The organism is Providencia sp. PROV236 (genome assembly GCF_033676985.1).
Lineage (GTDB): Bacteria > Pseudomonadota > Gammaproteobacteria > Enterobacterales > Enterobacteriaceae > Providencia > Providencia manganoxydans.
On the sequence record NZ_CP096297.1, the window covers coordinates 523,352 to 540,819 of the forward strand.

General features: G+C 39.1%; 17 protein-coding genes. 15 read left to right on the forward strand and 2 right to left on the reverse strand.

Annotation, left to right across the window (positions count from 1 at the left end):
* Positions 1-221 precede the first annotated feature (221 nt).
* The 3 genes from M1E96_RS02190 (at position 222) to M1E96_RS02200 (ending at position 3,409) form a co-directional block, all read left to right on the forward strand.
* Entirely contained in the window at positions 222-1,868 is a 1,647-nt protein-coding gene (locus M1E96_RS02190) for a Na+/H+ antiporter (protein WP_070925685.1), read from the forward strand.
* 65 nt (positions 1,869-1,933) lie between these two features.
* Positions 1,934-2,593, forward strand: a complete 660-nt coding sequence (locus M1E96_RS02195; protein WP_272581138.1) for a hypothetical protein — start codon at positions 1,934-1,936, stop codon at positions 2,591-2,593.
* Between the two features lie 225 nt (positions 2,594-2,818).
* On the forward strand, positions 2,819-3,409 hold the full coding sequence (locus M1E96_RS02200) for an ATP-binding protein (protein ID WP_272581137.1): 591 nt from the start codon (positions 2,819-2,821) through the stop codon (positions 3,407-3,409).
* 63 nt (positions 3,410-3,472) lie between these two features.
* On the opposite strand, the gene M1E96_RS02205 is transcribed toward M1E96_RS02200, so the two are convergent.
* Positions 3,473-4,093 carry a flavin reductase family protein gene (locus M1E96_RS02205; protein WP_140178847.1) on the reverse strand — a complete coding sequence of 207 codons (621 nt, stop codon included), beginning with the start codon at positions 4,091-4,093 and terminating at the stop codon, positions 3,473-3,475.
* A 728-nt stretch (positions 4,094-4,821) separates the two neighbouring features.
* Between M1E96_RS02205 and M1E96_RS02210 the strand changes: the two genes are divergently transcribed.
* The 9 genes from M1E96_RS02210 to M1E96_RS02250 all read left to right on the forward strand — a co-directional run bounded on the left by M1E96_RS02210 (position 4,822) and on the right by M1E96_RS02250 (position 12,486).
* Positions 4,822-5,091: a helix-turn-helix domain-containing protein gene (locus M1E96_RS02210; RefSeq protein ID WP_140178849.1), complete on the forward strand. Its 270-nt coding sequence runs from the start codon at positions 4,822-4,824 to the stop codon at positions 5,089-5,091.
* Between the two features lie 191 nt (positions 5,092-5,282).
* Positions 5,283-5,834, forward strand: coding sequence for a fimbrial protein (locus tag M1E96_RS02215; protein ID WP_070927294.1), 552 nt, complete (start codon positions 5,283-5,285; stop codon positions 5,832-5,834).
* Positions 5,835-5,893: 59 nt separating this feature from the next.
* Positions 5,894-6,475, forward strand: coding sequence for a fimbrial protein (locus M1E96_RS02220; RefSeq protein WP_070927292.1), 582 nt, complete (start codon positions 5,894-5,896; stop codon positions 6,473-6,475).
* Between the two features lie 71 nt (positions 6,476-6,546).
* On the forward strand, positions 6,547-9,081 hold the full coding sequence (locus tag M1E96_RS02225; RefSeq protein ID WP_369427352.1) for a fimbria/pilus outer membrane usher protein: 2,535 nt from the start codon (positions 6,547-6,549) through the stop codon (positions 9,079-9,081).
* Positions 9,082-9,102: 21 nt separating this feature from the next.
* Positions 9,103-9,840: a fimbria/pilus periplasmic chaperone gene (locus tag M1E96_RS02230; RefSeq protein ID WP_272581135.1), complete on the forward strand. Its 738-nt coding sequence runs from the start codon at positions 9,103-9,105 to the stop codon at positions 9,838-9,840.
* Positions 9,841-9,919: 79 nt separating this feature from the next.
* Positions 9,920-10,330 carry a fimbrial protein gene (locus M1E96_RS02235; protein WP_140178855.1) on the forward strand — a complete coding sequence of 137 codons (411 nt, stop codon included), beginning with the start codon at positions 9,920-9,922 and terminating at the stop codon, positions 10,328-10,330.
* The gene (locus M1E96_RS02240) at positions 10,323-10,847 is read left to right on the forward strand and encodes a fimbrial protein (RefSeq protein ID WP_272581134.1); all 525 of its coding nucleotides are present in this window, start codon (positions 10,323-10,325) and stop codon (positions 10,845-10,847) included. The genes M1E96_RS02235 and M1E96_RS02240 overlap by 8 nt, the downstream gene beginning before the upstream one ends.
* On the forward strand, positions 10,847-11,368 hold the full coding sequence (locus tag M1E96_RS02245; protein ID WP_272581133.1) for a fimbrial protein: 522 nt from the start codon (positions 10,847-10,849) through the stop codon (positions 11,366-11,368). The genes M1E96_RS02240 and M1E96_RS02245 overlap by 1 nt, the downstream gene beginning before the upstream one ends.
* Positions 11,369-11,382: 14 nt before the next feature.
* Positions 11,383-12,486: an adhesin gene (locus M1E96_RS02250; RefSeq protein ID WP_070927282.1), complete on the forward strand. Its 1,104-nt coding sequence runs from the start codon at positions 11,383-11,385 to the stop codon at positions 12,484-12,486.
* A gap of 139 nt (positions 12,487-12,625) precedes the next feature.
* Here M1E96_RS02250 and M1E96_RS02255 read toward each other — a convergent pair whose 3' ends face one another.
* Entirely contained in the window at positions 12,626-13,399 is a 774-nt protein-coding gene (locus M1E96_RS02255; protein WP_140178863.1) for a helix-turn-helix domain-containing protein, read from the reverse strand.
* A gap of 114 nt (positions 13,400-13,513) precedes the next feature.
* On the opposite strand from M1E96_RS02255, the gene M1E96_RS02260 reads away from it, so the two are divergent.
* From M1E96_RS02260 to M1E96_RS02270, 3 genes are read left to right on the forward strand one after another with little or no spacing between them, the layout of a single operon-like run.
* On the forward strand, positions 13,514-15,931 hold the full coding sequence (locus M1E96_RS02260) for a DMSO/selenate family reductase complex A subunit (protein WP_272581132.1): 2,418 nt from the start codon (positions 13,514-13,516) through the stop codon (positions 15,929-15,931).
* Complete coding sequence (locus M1E96_RS02265) at positions 15,928-16,569, forward strand: DMSO/selenate family reductase complex B subunit (protein WP_070927278.1); 642 nt, start codon at positions 15,928-15,930, stop codon at positions 16,567-16,569. The genes M1E96_RS02260 and M1E96_RS02265 overlap by 4 nt, the downstream gene beginning before the upstream one ends.
* Positions 16,566-17,465 carry a DmsC/YnfH family molybdoenzyme membrane anchor subunit gene (locus tag M1E96_RS02270; RefSeq protein ID WP_140178868.1) on the forward strand — a complete coding sequence of 300 codons (900 nt, stop codon included), beginning with the start codon at positions 16,566-16,568 and terminating at the stop codon, positions 17,463-17,465. The genes M1E96_RS02265 and M1E96_RS02270 overlap by 4 nt, the downstream gene beginning before the upstream one ends.
* The last annotated feature ends 3 nt before the right edge of the window (positions 17,466-17,468 follow it).

A 17,468-nucleotide genomic window follows, 5' to 3' on the forward strand; every position in this document is an offset into this window, starting at 1 on the left:
TTATACTAATCGTAATAAATGCTTAATTATCATTATGATAATATATATAGGAGTAGAATTTTATTGTTACTGTAATATTCTGTAACAGAATGATAGTAATCAAAGTTTTATGAAAGTTCTGTTTTTTAGTTTTCTAGTAAATAGATACTTTACATCGATTCAATTTATCTATTTACTTCACTACTGATAACTTCTGCTTAGCTTAATATTGGAGCAAATCCATGTCAGTTGTGACCCTTGTATTAGTTTTTTTACTTGCCGTTATTGTGAGCGTGTTTGTCTCGCGGCTGCTTAGGGATATTATTCCTTTACCTATTATTCAGATAGCACTGGGTGCAGGGCTATCACTGTTTGGTTTTACGGTTGAGTTTGAGCCGCATTTATTCCTATTTTTATTCATTCCACCATTATTGTTTTTAGATGGCTGGCGTATTCCTAAAGAAGCTTTATTTCAGGAAATAAAACCTATTATGTCACTTGCCATTGGTTTGGTTGTGGTGACAGTTATTGGAATGGGCTTTTTTATTCATTGGTTGATCCCTGCAATTTCTCTGGCAGTTGCTTTCGCATTGGCAGCTATTCTATCACCTACGGATCCCGTTTCTGTTTCGGCAATGACAGTGAATTCACCATTACCTTCTCGTATGGCACATATCCTAGAAGGTGAATCACTCCTTAATGATGCGACGGGTCTAGTCTGTTTTAGCTTTGCTGTAACCGCTGCTTTAACGGGAACATTTTCCCTTGCTTCTGCGGCTGGGCAATTTGTACTTGTTGCATTTGGTGGGATTTTAATTGGTTTATTAGTGGCATGGGTTATCGGTTGGCTAAACCAATTTTTGGTAAAGCGTACGGGTGAAGAGCCTGCTATTCAAATCATGATCAGCCTATTGATGCCATTTAGTGCCTATTTGCTGGCAGAGCATCTACATGTTTCTGGTATTTTAGCTGCGGTGGTTGCCGGTATTGCAATGCACTATGAAAAAATAGCAGGCCGTATGCAAGCAGCTACTCGCATGCAAAGTAAAGCGGTGTGGGATACTGTACAGACCGCGCTTAACGGCATGATTTTTATCTTACTTGGCGAGCAGTTACCTGGGATGTGGAATAACATGCCACAAGTTGCAGAAGCTGCGGGTGCAAGCCATCCATGGATGCTGTTGGTTTATGTTATTGTTATCACAGTCGCTCTAGCTATCTTGCGCTTTAGCTGGGTATGGATATCGATGACATTAACGGTGTTCCACAAACGTCGTCGTGGCAAAGAAGCGGATGTATTGCATATTCGTATGATGGCAGTTATGGCAACCGCTGGGGTGCGCGGAGCAATTACATTAGCAGGTATTTTGACGTTACCATTGCTGATGCCTGATAACACGCTATTCCCAAATCGTGATGTGGCTATTTTCTTAGCAATGGGCGTGATTCTGTGTTCATTACTGATTGCGAGTATTGCATTACCGATCTTAACGAAAGGCTTAGTTCAGGATTTACCTTATGATAATGATGAGATCCGTGCTCGTATGGCACTGAATGAAGCTGCAATGTCTCATTTGCGTGAATTGATGAACCATCCATCAGAAGATATGGATGAAATAGCCATGCGTACAGAAGTCGGTGCACAATTGTTAGAAATCTATGGTAGACGTTTAGACAATACTGATGAAACAGAGTCCGATGTCTATGATCTACATAGAATGATTGATATGGAGCGTGAAATGTCACGTTCTGCATTACAAGCGAAACGTGATGCACTGTATGTGATGCGCAAAGGCAAAAATATCAATGAGCGGGTATATCACCGCTTACGTGATGAGTTAGATCTTAAAGAAGAAACGTTAAATCACCATAAGAGTAAGAAACACTAACAAAAACAACGGCCAGAAATCACATCTGGCCGTTTTTTATGTTGTAGATAGATGAAGGAATTGGCATGGATGACTATCAATTTTCTGAAAGTGAACTTGATGAAATATGGGAAGAAGCACTGTTTATCTCTCATGACAATGAGAGCAAAGGCTTCAGGCAAGATGAGCAAGGTAACTGGATACGGCGTAGCGAACAGGGTAACCAACAGAGTGAATATGGCTGGTTACCGTTACGAATAAAAACAGGTGAGGGGTTCGCAAAATCAGGTGATTTTATCCCTGCTCACTGGAAATATGCCCTTGCTTATAACCAACCGAAACCTCATCAATATCGTTTGAAATTATTGCCAGCTGAAAATTTCAACCCACAGCAAATCCAAAGTTTTTGGGACATTGCGCACAAGCACTCCAGTGATAATGAGCAAAAAGGTTACCGTGTTGATATTTTTGGTCATTGGGTTGGTCAGAAGTTTTTTGGTGACGCAAGTAGTCCTTTTGGTTGGGGGGTTGTTTTGGTAGATGATATTAACGATATGCGAGCAGATAAAAATGTTCGTATGTTTCCTATCAATTTGCATTTGATTTACTCGCTCATGGAGCAAGTACAACCAGATAAGGAAGGCTGGACCGCTTGGGATGCAATAGAACATGGGAGCAATATTTTCGAACTCGCACTTGGTGCTATTGGCTCAGCAATGATAGCCCCATTTTCAATTTTTGATTAAAACGTAGCACCCTCGAAAATCTATTGCTTGATAATAATTCATTAATTGATATGTTAATTATTAGTCATTTTGAGGATTAATACATGTTCACGACCACAGTTCATCAAATCATTATTACCATCACTTAGTGGTGGGGAATGAGCTGTGTGCTAAACCTGCCAGATAGGCGGGTTTTTTTGTCCTTGTCTGGTAGTTAAAATCATCAAATATCAGCAAGGAATAGTTATGTGCGATACATTAAATTCAACAATAAAAAAACAGCAACTGATTGATTTTGTTTCTAAGTTAGATGCTGAAGATACCTGTGAGATCTTAGCTTATTTACTGAAATCTGCACCAGACACACGCTTACACTTTCTGTGTGGAAAAATAGCATCCGGTAAATCGACATTAGCTAACAAGCTCGCTCAGAGACCTAGAACTATTTTGATCAGTGAAGATGAATGGCTATCAACATTATTTTCGCAGCAAATTACCGACCTTTCACATTATATTGAAAAAAGTCGTTTAATTAAAAATGTGCTAGAAGCTCATATCGTGAAGCTAGTACAGGCAGGCAATACCGTAGTGATGGATTTCCCTGCAAATACACCAGCGCAACGAAGTTGGTTAAAATCGTTAGCTGATTTGGCTAACGTCGCGTATGTATTTCATATATTGGAAGTCGATTCAAATGAATGTAAAAGGCGATTAGCTGTGCGTAATCAAGTAGGGGACAACCCATTTAAAACCTCAGAAGCACAGTTTGATTTGATCACTCAACATTTCTCTTATCCTAGCTCTGAGGAGCAGCTGATTTGTCGATATGAAAAGTGATAGTGACTAAGATAGATAACCATAAGAGAGAAAATAGGCAATGTTCTCTCTTATGTTATGAGTTTACTTAGGGCGATACATTTGCAGTCGCTGCTGTTCTTCTATCCAAAAATAATCAGCGGGTCCACCTGCTCGTAGTAATGGCTGTTGGCGAGCTGTAGTATAAAGACCTTGTTCAAGTGCATTTTCATCAATGTGCACCATTACCACTTCCCCCATAACCATCCAAGTATCGAGAAGGTTGCCATCAGCGCGTTTTAATTGCTGATATTGTGTGACGATACATTCCATAGAGACAGGTGTTTGTGCAATACGCGGTGGCGTAATTAATGTTGATGGCAATGTTGCAAGCCCCGTCAGAGTAAACTCACTTTCTCCGTGTTGTAACGCAGCACTGCTGGTGTTGACATGTTCCCCTAGTTCTTTAGTCGCAAGGTTGTAGACAAATTCACCAGTAGCGATAGCGTTAGCTACCGTGTCTTTTTTACCAACACTAGAGAACACCAATATCGGTGGAGAATAGTTAAATATGTTAAAGAAACTATAAGGTGCGAGGTTAGTTCTCCCCTCTGTATCACAGGTGGAAATCCAGCCAATGGGCCGTGGGCCAATTAATGCAGGAATAGGATCATGAGGTAGTCCATGACCTTGCATGGGCTGATAGCTATAAAATTGAGTTGTCATTATTGGCTCCTTTTTCCTACCATCATAATGGATTTTGCGCTTATAAAGTGGGAATTGATTGGAAAAATGCAGAAAAAAGATAATAGTTGCATAAGTTGGATATTAAAATATAGGGTAGTCTCAGCGATTTATTATATATTTTTATTTTAAATTATTAATGCTGATATATTTTATATTGTTAATGCTTTTTATTTACATTCCCTCTCCATAATATTTCAATATGGATTGAAATTGTAATTATTCTATATGATATAAACTCGGTAATTGTGTTGTTTTGTTTTTTACATGTAAATATAGAGTTTATTTTCAAACTCTATTTAGTAATATTATTTTTTGATTTAATTCTTGTTTTCTGAAACGTATTTATAGCTATTTTTATTTTTACATATGATGTAAGTATGTTATTTAGTTCAACTTAAAATTATTTCAATGTCAGCTATATAAGTTAATCTATTGATATTTAATATAGCTAAAATGTTATTCATTGTAATTGACGATCGGTTTTAATATATTCAATAGTTTTTGACTATTAATGTGTTGTTATTCGATCGATATAAACGTATTTACAGCTTTAAATGTTAAATCTATATTCTATTAAAGATGTATTTTTATTTATTATAAATAAATCCATTTCTTAGTTTAATTATTAGTGATAGATAGTAATCATTTCAATATCGAAATGATAGTTCGCTATAAATATTCAATTAACTGACTATTGGTTTTTTAATATGATTAAAAATAGAATTTTATTACGACAAGAAATTGGTGATTTTTTAAGGTCGGCGAGACGAAGTAAATCCCTAACAGGTATTCAACTTGGTAAAATGCTACATGTCAGCCAGCAGCAAATATCGCGTTATGAGAGAGGGGAGACGAGTATTAATATTGAAACATTAGATGTTTTATTAAAAGTGTTGGATATGGATTGGTCAGATTTCTTTTTCAAAGTAATGGCTAATTACTCAACGGAAATAGCAGAAATAAAACTATATCGCTAATAAAGTATCAGCAATTATTTATTTTATACGTAAATTCTTATTGCGTATTGAGGAGTCTTTAGACAGTTCAATCAGGGATGATTTTTTGTAGTGATAATTTGAACTATTAATGAAATACCAAGCTTACGCCATTAAAAGTATTTAATAGTGTATCTATTTCAATGTAATTATTTATTTGAAAGGTAAAACACATGAAACTAGTTAAATTCACGCAAGTGGTTGTAATTGCTACATCTGTTATTTCTTTCAACGTATTAGCAGAAAACGCAGGTACCCTAGATTTTATTGGTACAGTTGTTACTTCACCTTGTAATATCGCGCAATCTTCTTTGAAGCAAACTATTGATTTTGGGCAATTATCTCGTCGAGGATTAGAGAATGGCCGAGCTGCGGAAGTGGATTTTAAAATTGAATTCACTGGCTGTGACTTTACTGATTTTGATAAAGGCACCGATGATAAACCAATGGCAGTGAAATCAATGGAATTGGTTTTTACTGGACAAAGCTATGCAGATGCAGCCAATACGCTACTTTCAACCTCCGCGGGTAATACCAATAACGTTGGGGTGGGGATTGATGGTTTTACCTTTGGTACAGCTAAAGATGTTTTATCACAGATGATAAATAAAAAAGGTAATAACACTTTAAAATTCAAAGCACTTGCTAAAGCCGTTGATGTTACTAAGCCTGTTGTTGAAGGGCAATTTAATGCAACGTCCAATTTCCGTATTACATATCAGTAATTGATAGTAGCCCGCCAGTCGATAGCTGGCGGGATCATTAATGTGTGTGGAGGAAAGCTGTGAGTGTATACAAACAGATTGGTCACCAAATAACACGGTTAATAATGCTATCAATAATGGCCTATTTTGTTTCGCATGGCATTGTGAATGCAAAGAGTTTTACTTTTAATGGTATGACAAAATTGATGGGAAATGTGATTGCGGCGCCTTGTTCAATTGTAATGCAAGATCGTTACCAGACAATTAATTTTTCTCCTTTAACGTTAACGATGTTGGCTACTCCAAGTCATCGTGAACGTTATAACCAGCCTTTTATCATTGAATTACGTGATTGCGGCAGTGTGTATTCTTCGATTGACAGTAAAACTTGGTTCATTCGCTTTGACGGGCAAAGTGCAGAAAATATTAATGCATTTGTCTTGCAGGGGCCATCGCGTGGATTAGGTATTGCGGTATTGAATGATCAACAACAAATATTAATACCTAATCAAAACTATCTCTTATCCAGCAGTGTATTACGTCAAGGTAAATCAGGAAAAACGCTTTTTTTACGTTATTTTTTGCAATTAGAACTGACAGGGAAACCGATTCAGGCTGGTAACTATCAAGGATTGATTCGGTTTTTCATCGACTATCAATAAACAGAAATGAAGGATCCTGCAAATTTAGTTTTGAGAGGAGTCCTTTTGTCGCATTTGGGATGGAGTAGAGCATGATGTTCAAACATAGCAAAGTAAGACAGGCTGTTTTATTGACGCTCGGCTTGACGACATGGGCTGCTAGCGCTTCTGAATTCAATACTGATGTATTAGATGCAAAAGATATTCAAAATATTGATATGAGCCAGTTTTCCGTTGCAGGATATGTTCCTCCAGGGGATTACGTATTAACCGTATTTGTTAATGGGCAGCGATTGGGGGCTCCACGAGATATCTCTGTATACGCAAAAAAACCAACACATAAGCCACAATCGCAAAGTGTGTGTATCCCTATCAATATGCTACATATGTTTGGGCTAAAAAGTTCCTCTGAAAAAAAAGTAACAACCTCACATGATGGTCAATGCCTCGATTTTTCAGCTTTAACGGGGGTGCAAACGAAAATTGAACTGTCAACGCTATCGTTGAATGTGACGATCCCTCAAATGTGGATGGAGTATCGCGATCCTTATTGGACACCTCCCGCGTTATGGGAGGATGGGCTGAATGGGGCATTTATTGATTACAATGCTAATGCCTCAGGAACAAAGGAAAAAGGAGGAATTAAGCGCGTTTATCTATCAACTAATGGGACTACAGGGGTAAATATAGGTGCATGGCGTTTTCGTGGTGATTATAACGCAACCTATCAAAAACAGCGTGGTGGTTACCATCCGCAAGAGACTCATCAATTTGATTTTAGTCGATTGTATGCATTCACTTCATTGAAAGATGCTGCGTCTATTTTGACGGTGGGTGAAAACTATTTTTACTCAGACGTTTTCGAAGCATGGCAGTACAGTGGGGTTTCATTAGAAAGTGATGATCGCATGTTGCCGCCTAAACTCGTAGGCTATGCACCTGAAATTATTGGTATTGCGAATACTAATGCGACAGTGATTGTTCGCAGCCAAGATCGCGTTATCTCTGAAACAGCAGTTCCACCGGGGCCTTTCCGTATTCAGACGTTAGATAGCGGTATTCGAGGGGTATTAGATGTTACTGTTCGTGAAGAAGATGGTGAAGAGAAAAAATTTAGTGTTAGTACTGCTTCACTTCCTTACTTAACTCGGCCCGGCCGCGTTGTTTACAAACTAGTGGGGGGGAAAACTCGTTACGATGGTCGCCACATGACTGGTAAACCTGTTATTGGTGGAGAGTTTTCTTATGGGGTATCGAATGCATGGTCATTATATGGGGGAACTCAGTTAAACGGATATTATCAGACCATTGCGGTAGGAATTGGACGAGATCTCTCAACCATCGGAGCCATTTCGTTGGATATGACACAGTCATTTGCTGATTTTTCAGAGGAACGTTTACAAGGTCGCTCTTATAGGCTGAATTATGCAAAGTCTTTTGAGGATTTAAAAACGGATATTACTTTTGCTGGCTATCGTTTTGCTGATAAAGAATATCGAACATTAACCCAATTTATGGGTCAAGACCGCACAGGAATTATTCCGCGTTCGCAAAGAGAGAATTATCAAATCTACTTAAATAAGTATTTTGATGATTTTAATATTGCATTAAATTACCAATATAGCACCTATTGGCGGAATGACTCACAAACCCAATACGGGTTATATGCAAGCACTAATATCCTTATTCCTCAATTATCTCAGTACAATGCGAATTTATCTCTATCGGCGACTCGAACCGAACGTGACAACGGTTTTGAAGATGATTCGGTAAATTTATATCTCACTCTGCCACTTTATACGGGGCATAGTATTACTTTCTCAGAACTTTATTCACGTTCATCGGGTAATAACCGTTATAACCACAACATGGGCTATAACGGTTATAGCGGAACTGATAATTACAGTTTAAACATGGGGTATAACCATGGGCAAGAGATAGATAATCAGGCAAGTTTTAGCGGTTTCTATTCTAAAGATATGTCACAGGCAAATGTCTCTGCAAATGCCAGTTATGTTCCTCACCAATATCGTAGTATTGGTGCATCCATTAATAGTGGGATCACTGCTACGTCTAAAGGCGTTGCGTTCCATCGTTCAGCGCATGGTGATACACGTTTGATGATTGAAACTCCAGGGGTTAGCGATGTGCCGTTGGATAGCGGGGTGATTAAAACTAACCACTTTGGGCTAGCTGTTATTCCTAATATTAATAGTTATCGCAAATCCACCGCGTCTATTAATACAAGTAAGTTGCCTGACAATTTAGAAACCTTAGATTCAACAACCGATATTACGCTGACAAAAGGTGCTATTGGTTATCGTAGTTTATCGGTAATGAAAGGGGAAAAATTATTCGCTGTTTTGTCTTTGGATAATGGTAAAAATCCGCCTTTTGGGGCCAGTGTGCGTAATGTTGATAATCGTGAATTAGGTATTGTGGGTGAGGATGGCGTGACTTGGTTAGTGGGCGTCTCTGCTCAGGAAAACCTATTTATATATTGGAATAATAAACAACAGTGTCAGTTAACATTACCTGAAAATCTTACTGCTTCATCTAATATGTTGCTGTTGCCTTGCACATCAAAAATAGCCATCTCATCTATTTCTCACTCTAAAGATAAATAAATCATATTTATGGGGAACGTTATGTTGAATTTATATTTAGGTCGTAAATTATTTATTTGTGTTGCGTTATTCTCAGTGATTATAGTAATGAATGCTTATGGTGCGGTCACCTTAGATCGTACTCGTATTGTATTTCCTGGTAATGAGCGATCTATTAATATTCGTATTAGCAATGATAACCCTGAAGAAGCGTATTTAGCGCAAAGTTGGATTGAAGATTTACAAGGAAATAAACTCACTCAAGGTGCTATTTTAGCCACGCCACCTTTACAGCGGATTGAGCCAAATAGTGACAGTTTAGTTCGATTAAGTGTCACGCCAATGTTAGGACAGCTTCCTAAAGATAGAGAGTCTGTATTTTATTTTAACCTACGTGAAGTTCCACCCAAATCTACGGAAGGTAATACGTTGCAAATTGCTTTGCAGTCACGTGTCAAATTATTTTATCGGCCCAAAAATATATTAGCGGAGTCAGACACAAAATGGGCACATAAAGTGACATTAACCAAAACAGCTAAAGGGTATTTATTGAATAATGTGACCCCTTTTAATTTAACTATTATTGGTATTGGTAATAGTAAACCGCAGTCAGAACAAAGCAAATTCACTCCGGTGATGGTGCCACCAAAATCAACTCATAACATAGAATCAAAAATATTATCTACGCCTTACATAACTTATATCAATGATTATGGTGGGAAGCCGACACTGGCATTTCGTTGTACTGGCGAGCTTTGTGCAGTGACAGGTGAATTGTGATGGTAGCGATGTTCGTCGTTACCCAAGCGACCTCTCGTATTATTTAGAGCCTATTTCCATATCAAGGTGGAGTCAGGTAATGAGCAAGCAAAAAGCAGGTTTGTTATTGCTATTGGTTATCGGTGGAATAACAAGCTATTTAGCGCACGCGAAGAGCACTGTGCCAAATACACCCAGTGAAGCATTTAAATATGAGCAGTCGCTACAAGGATGGATACGTGTTAATGCCGCTATTTTTAATGCTCCTTGTAATTTAATGACTAACAAAGCCGTATTTCTGACAGGATGTGGTGCTGGTACTGTTTTTCGTACCAAGGATCTTCTCAGTAATACGGCGAATACCCCTGCAATATTAGCATTTTATGATGTTAAGAAAGAGCAAGTCATACAACATTTTCCGATCAGCTTACGTAATGGTAATAATAAAATAATACTTCCTATTCTTGGTGAAGAGCAGCATCTATTAAGGTTGGAGGTTAGCTATGAATAAGGCATTTTTTTTATCAGTACTATTTTTAAATCCTCCTAATACATTAGCCAGTAATCAATTAGATGTACAATTTAAAGGGGAGCTTATTCGTACTCATTGCCAAATCTCAGCAGACTCAGTCAATAAACAAATAAAGTTAGATAATTTACGTTGGCAGTATATTAATCAGTTTGGGGCTAGTGATGTGATGCCTTTTTTTATTGAGATAGAAAAATGCAGTGATGCCGATTTAAATAAAACCATTCGTATGACTTGGCAGAGTAGCCAACTTATTAATATTGAAGGAAACGATTATTTACGTACACAAGGTACCAGTGGCGCGTTATTAGGCATTATTGAAGTTGATAAAAATGAACAACCTATTATTTGGAATTCTCCGATAGATGTTGGTGTTGTTTCAGTGGCCGAAAATCGACAGCAACTTAATTTTGGCGTCTTTGTTCGTAAACCTGAAATAGGTGATATTAAAGTGGGCGATTTTAAAGGAACGGCGACATTTACAGTGGAGTATCAATAATGAAACGATATTCAATCATCACCACAATATTACTTTTATTCGCCTCATCTGCCGTATCTGATATTTTGGTTGAGGTAAATGCAACGATGATAACGCCTGTTTGTGATATTCGCAGTGAAAATAATAGTTCCCCACTTGTGATCGATTTTGGCACTGTTAATTCAGATAATCTTGATGGGAATACCATTGATAGAGAATTTCCTATTTATATTTCGGGATGTGATTTCAATAAAAAACTTGCTATTACGTTGAATACGAATGGAAGTAATACATTAATGCATAATGGGCAATTATTGCTAGCGACAACAATCAAGGGATTAGGGATCCATTTCAAGGAAATTACTCAAGGAGTTGTACGTCCGTTTGATGTTAATTCTGTTCAAGTCATTCATCCTGTACAAATTACGGCAACTGAATACCGAGCTGATTTACAAGCACAGTTAGTAGGAACTATACCGGCAGAGCAATTATCAGATGGCCAGTTCACATCATCCATGACGATTTTGATGACTTATGAATAATAAGGAGTTCAACTATGTTTGATTTAAAATTTCATCATGATAATGGTGTTGCTGACAAAGGTTGGAATAGGGTATTGCTATTGCTATCAATGTTGATATCTCCAATTGCCATCGCAGATTATGCAGGGCAAATTCAAGATCCTTCTACTGGTTACACCATTAGATTAGAGAGAGATAGTCAATTAGTAGAAACACCCGTTATCGGATCTAATGGGGACAAATATTATCGCATCGGCAATATTATCAATGTTGGTCATACGGGGCCGGAAGTGGAAGTGTCGGGGGTGGTAAAATGCCATGGGAGAGTGTGGGGAAATACCAGTAAACCTATTCCTGCTCAAAATGCTTTCCATCGGCTTTTTATCTATCCACCCAAGTCAGGGATAACTATTGAAGGAAAAGCGGCTTACCAAATCCACAGTAATTTGCTGATGACAATCGATACAAAATTTACGGATTGGGTTAAAGGTGATGCAGGTCTTTGTTCCAATGGCTTTGGGCAGGAAATTTTTTCAACATCAGCCTTTACCACTTATTTTCCCTTAGGCATCACATTTTATATAAATGAAAAAATTATTGATAGTCAGTTGGTTATTGGAGCCATGGATTTAGCCGGTTATGTGCGTGCTTTCACCGCTAAAGGTGAGGCTCCTCCTTATGATGATTGGCCAATAAATGAAACAACGACACCATTACGTTTGGCATCATCGCAAATACATATTCGTTCTAGATGTTCAACTATGGCTAGTACAGGGCAAACAGAGACGGTGAGTCTCAGTCATGGTGGGCTCAATAGTATAAATTATGACAGCTTAGTGACTGAAAAAGTGATTTACACTTGTCGATTTACCTCTGGAACAAAAGTTCGTTTACGTTTGGATTATGCAAAAGATAGCGATCCGCAGAAACGCTTACCTCTAGTCAGTGATGAGAATGATAGTGATGTTATTTACAGCCAGTTAACCTTGACAGATGAGGCTTCAGGGCAAACAGGGCAATCTTTACAGGTTGAATTTAATGAACAAAATATAATCAGTATTGCCAGCCATATAAAAGGAGAAAATGCAGTCGCTGGAAATTATCATGGCTCTGCATGGTTGATCGCTACTTATGAGTAGCCAGTTTCAAAAAATGTAACAACTTTGGTTGACCGTAAACATCCGTTATCGACTCGTCACCTTGAATGATACCTAGATAGGTCGACGCTTTTTGTCCTTTTCCTTACATGGTGTTTGGCTTACGGTTCAACCGATTTTTCTATTGAGCGATACGTTGGATAAAACTGGATGGTGTTTGCCCTAACCACTTTTTAAACATGGTTGAAAACGATCCGACGCTGTTATATCCCAAGTCAAAAGCGACTTCAGTGATCGATTTCCCAGCTGAAATATGCGTGATAGCACTAAGTAAACAAGCCTGTTGGCGCCAATCTGAAAATGACAAGCCAGTTTGAGCCCCAAAAAAACGACTAAAAGAGCGTTCACTTTTATGTAATTTTTCAGCCCATTCATGGGGTAATGATGTGATTTTCGGTGATTTTAGGAACTCTCGGCATAGTTTAGCTAAGTTTGCATCTCGGGGGATCGGTGCATAAAAAGGTAGGGGGGCAGCACGGGCGATTTCATGTAACGTCAGCTGGATCAACACACCATCTCGCCCATTAAGATCATATTCTATTGGCATATCAACAGATTCGAGTAATAGCTGACGTAATAATGGAGATACTCGCAATACCTCGCATTTCTGATTTTGCCGTGGGGCAGCGGTAGGCTCGATATATAGGCTGCGTGTACTTACATTCAACATACGTGTTTCATGTGCAGTATTTTCAGGGATCCAAACACCACTATCTGGTGGGATAACCCACTCACCGTCAGCGGTACTCACCTCAATGAGACCTGTCGCGCCGTATAAAAATTGAGCACGTCGATGAACGTGTGAATTGAGCAGGACATTTGGGAGGTAGTCAGTGCCGATCGCTAACACATCGCGCTTTACGTCATCGACGCTTTTAAGTGGGATATTTCGCATAGTCACCCTTATTGGCTGAGATTCAAATATCATTGTCTATTTTTCGAAAGTTGGCAACTCAATAAATGTTTACTATGACATGGCAACCTAATGTATCTTTGAGGTAGAGTTATTATGGAAAGTAAGCACAATCAGTCGGATGAGCAACTGATTGGCCCGTTAAGTCGTCGCCGGTTTATCCAAGGCAGCTCTGCACTAATGGCTGTTCCTTTCTTAGCATCTAAGTCAGTCGCCTCTCTTCCTACAGACCCGTCAGTTATTCCAACAAAAAACATCTCAACTCAGGATAATGAACGGGTCGTTTCGACTTGCAGTAGTTTTGACTGTGGTGGTAAGTGTGATATCAGAGCGCATGTTAAAGAAGGCGTTGTTACACGTATTAGTACACGGCCTGATGCGGATCTTGATGAAGAGATGCCTATTATGCGAGCTTGCGTTCGTGGGCGAAGCTATCGCAAATTTGTCTATCACCCAAACCGCTTAAAATATCCAATGAAACGGGTTGGCAAGCGAGGTGGAGGCCGCTTTGAACGAATAAGTTGGCAAGAGGCCACCAGTTTAATTGCGAGTGAATGGCAACGTATCACTGATCAATATGGCCCAGCTTCGCGTTTTGTGAGCCTAAGTACAGGGGTAACCGGAGGTATTTTTTCAGGCGCTAACATGCTACGCCGTTTGTTTAATTTAACGGGGGGATTTCTGGAAAACTACCATTCAGTCAGCAATGGCAATACGATGGCGGTGACACCCTATACTTATGGCACCTCAGCCAGTGGTAGTACCCTCGATACATTAGAAGATACCCCGCTAGTTATTTTATGGGGACATAATCCAAACGAGACTATTTTTGGTCATACTAACCATTATTTTCAAAAAATGAAGAAAAACGGCACTAAATTTATTGTCGTTGATCCACGTTATTCAGATACGGCTTCATCTTTGGCAGATCAATGGATCCCCATTTTACCTACGACAGATAATGCGCTGATGGATGCAATGATGTATGTGATTATCAGCGAAAATTTACATGACCAAGCGTTTATTGATAAGTATACCCTTGGATTTGATGAACATCAGATGCCAGAAGGTGTTGCTGAAAACGAATCATTAGTTGCTTACTTAATGGGTAAAAAAGATAGTATTGCTAAGACACCTGAATGGGCAGAGCCGATAACCAAAGTCCCCGCAGAAACTATCAAACAGTTAGCGAGAGAATATGCATCGACCAAACCAGCAGCCTTAATGCAAGGTTGGGGGCCTCAGCGTCATATTTGTGGTGAGCGTTCTGCGCGAGGTGCAACTTTACTTGCGACGATAACAGGTAATGTTGGTGTTCGTGGAGGTTGGGCCGCTGGATATGGAATGGCGGTAACACCTGATTTACGAAAAACGATTGCAGGGCCTAGCTTATTTGAAAATCAAGTGAAAGCGAAAATTAATATCACGAATTGGGTGCAAGCTTGTGAAAATGCAGCACTTGTTACACCTGATAATGGTTTAAAAAATGCAGAAAAATTGGATACTGAAATTAAAATGATTTTCTCGCTTGCGGGAAATTATATGACTAATCAGAACCCTGATATTTTGCATGCAGCACAAGTACTGGAAGATGAAAATAAAGTCGAATTTATTGTTTGTAGCGATCTTTATCTCACGCCAAGTGCTAAGTACGCTGATTTGTTATTACCTGAAACCAGTTTTTTAGAGCGTTGGAATATTGGTGGAACTTGGGGACCGGGTGATTACATTATTTTATCCGAAAAAGTGATCGAGCCTGAGTTTGAGCGACGTAGTGACTACGATTGGTTGTGTGATGTTGCTGATAAATTAGGGGTTGGTGAACAATTTAGTGAAGGGCGCACCGAAAAACAGTGGATAGAATATTTAGTGAACGATGCGCATGTAAAACGCCCTGAAGATGGTATCCCAACATTTGATGAGCTGTTAGTTAAACGTCGTCATTTATTAAAACATAAGCCACATACAGGTCATGTTGCTTTCGAAAAAAATATTCAAGATATCGAAGCACATCCATTTGAAACGCCATCAGGGAAAATTGAAATTTTCTCTAAACGGTTATATGACCGCAACAATCGAGATATACCTGCTTTATCACATTATGTCCCAGCGATTGAAGGCCCTGAAGATAGCTTAACGCTTCGCTACCCTTTGCAATTGATCACTTGGAAAGGGCGAAATCGTGCTAACTCTACCCAGTTTGCAAATCCATGGCTACAGGAAGTTCAGCGACAAGAGCTGTGGATAAACCCAATTGATGCTAAGCAACGCGGTATTGCTGATGGTGAGCGAGTTACTGTGAGTAATGACCGTGGCACGACGATGGTCCCCGTTAAGATCACGCAGAGGATCATGCCTGGAGTTGTCGCTTTACAAGCGGGAGCATGGTGGATGCCTGATGAGAAAGGCATTGACCAAGGTGGATGTGCCAACGTATTAACCTCTGCGCGCAGCACTGCAATGGCACATGGTAATGCGCATCAAACCTTACTGGTGGAGGTAAGCAAAGTATGAGTAAGTTTGAAATTCGGCCAGCGGTTAGTGATCGACAGTTAGGATTTTATATTGACTCGGCACGTTGCTCTGGCTGCAAAGCCTGTCAGGTTTCTTGTAAAGATAAAAACAATCTTGAGGTCGGTCGCAAGTTTCGTCGTGTCTATGAAGTCACTGGGGGGGAGTTTATTGAAAACGGGAAGGGTGGGCTGATAAATAATGTCTTCGCTTACACCTTATCGATTTCATGTAACCATTGTAAAGACCCAATGTGTGTTAAAAACTGCCCAACAACGGCAATGCATAAACGCGAAGGTGATGGCATTGTGCTAGTTAATACAGACAAATGTGTTGGTTGTGGCACTTGTGCGTGGTCATGTCCTTATGGTGCACCACAGATGAACCCAGAAACTCAGCAAATGTCTAAATGCGATTTTTGCATTGATTTACAACTAAAAGGTGAATCTCCTGTTTGTGTGGCAACCTGCCCTTTAGGTGCTATTCAATTTGGTCCTATCGACGAATTAAGAAAACGCTATGGCTCACTAGCCGATGTAAAAGGGTTACCTGATTCATCGATTACTCATCCAAATTTGGTTATCCACCCACATCAAGGTGCAGGGCGTCATACTATGACATCTCAAGGAGAGAAAAAATGAATGAATGGCCATTATTACTGTTTACGTTTTTGATGCAAACCTCTATTGGTCTAACTTTAATGTTAGTTCTCTCCGCTAAAAAATTAGCGGGTTTATTCGAGCGGGGGATTAGTCGTTCATTTTTACTTGGTTACCTTTTTGTTGGTTGTGTTTTTGCTGGAATAGGATTGATTTCTTCAATTACTCATTTAGGTGTGCCACTTAATGCACCAAACTCGTTGTTGAATATTTTCTCGTCTTGGCTCAGTCGGGAAGTGGTATTGACTGCGACTTACTTTACCTTTTTAGGATTGGCATTTTTATGGGCATGGTTTAAGAAAGAGTTCTCTTATCCATTATTGAGTTTAGCAGCTGTCGCTGGGCTATGTGATGTTTATGCAATGGCATCGATTTATCGTTATACATCAATGCTAGTATGGATGAGTGATAATACTTATCTAATGTTTTATGGCGCTACATTCACACTGGGGGCGGCTGGATATTATTTATTAGTTAATTTGTTGCTAAAGTATAAGCAAGAGAATGTCGTTAAACATTTACCTTACCAATGGGGGTGGGGTCTGTGTGCCGTTATTAGTGCCAGTTTATTTATTAGACTGTTATATCAACCTTATTATGAACGTTATCTGGCCGATACTTCGTATAATAATGAATCAATTACGTTTCCGATTTCCTCCATTGAGGCTTATCAAGATATCGCTTCATTACGGCTAGTCGGTTGGGGGATAGCAATAGTTGCAGTATTTGTGCTTGGATATAGCGTGTTCCTTCGAACTAAAACTCATCTAGGTAATGTAGCTACTGTGAGTCGTCAGAAATTTTTAGTATTGGGATGCTGTGGCGCTATTGTAGGGGAGTTTATGCTGCGTTACTGTTTTTATTATATTCATATTTAACAT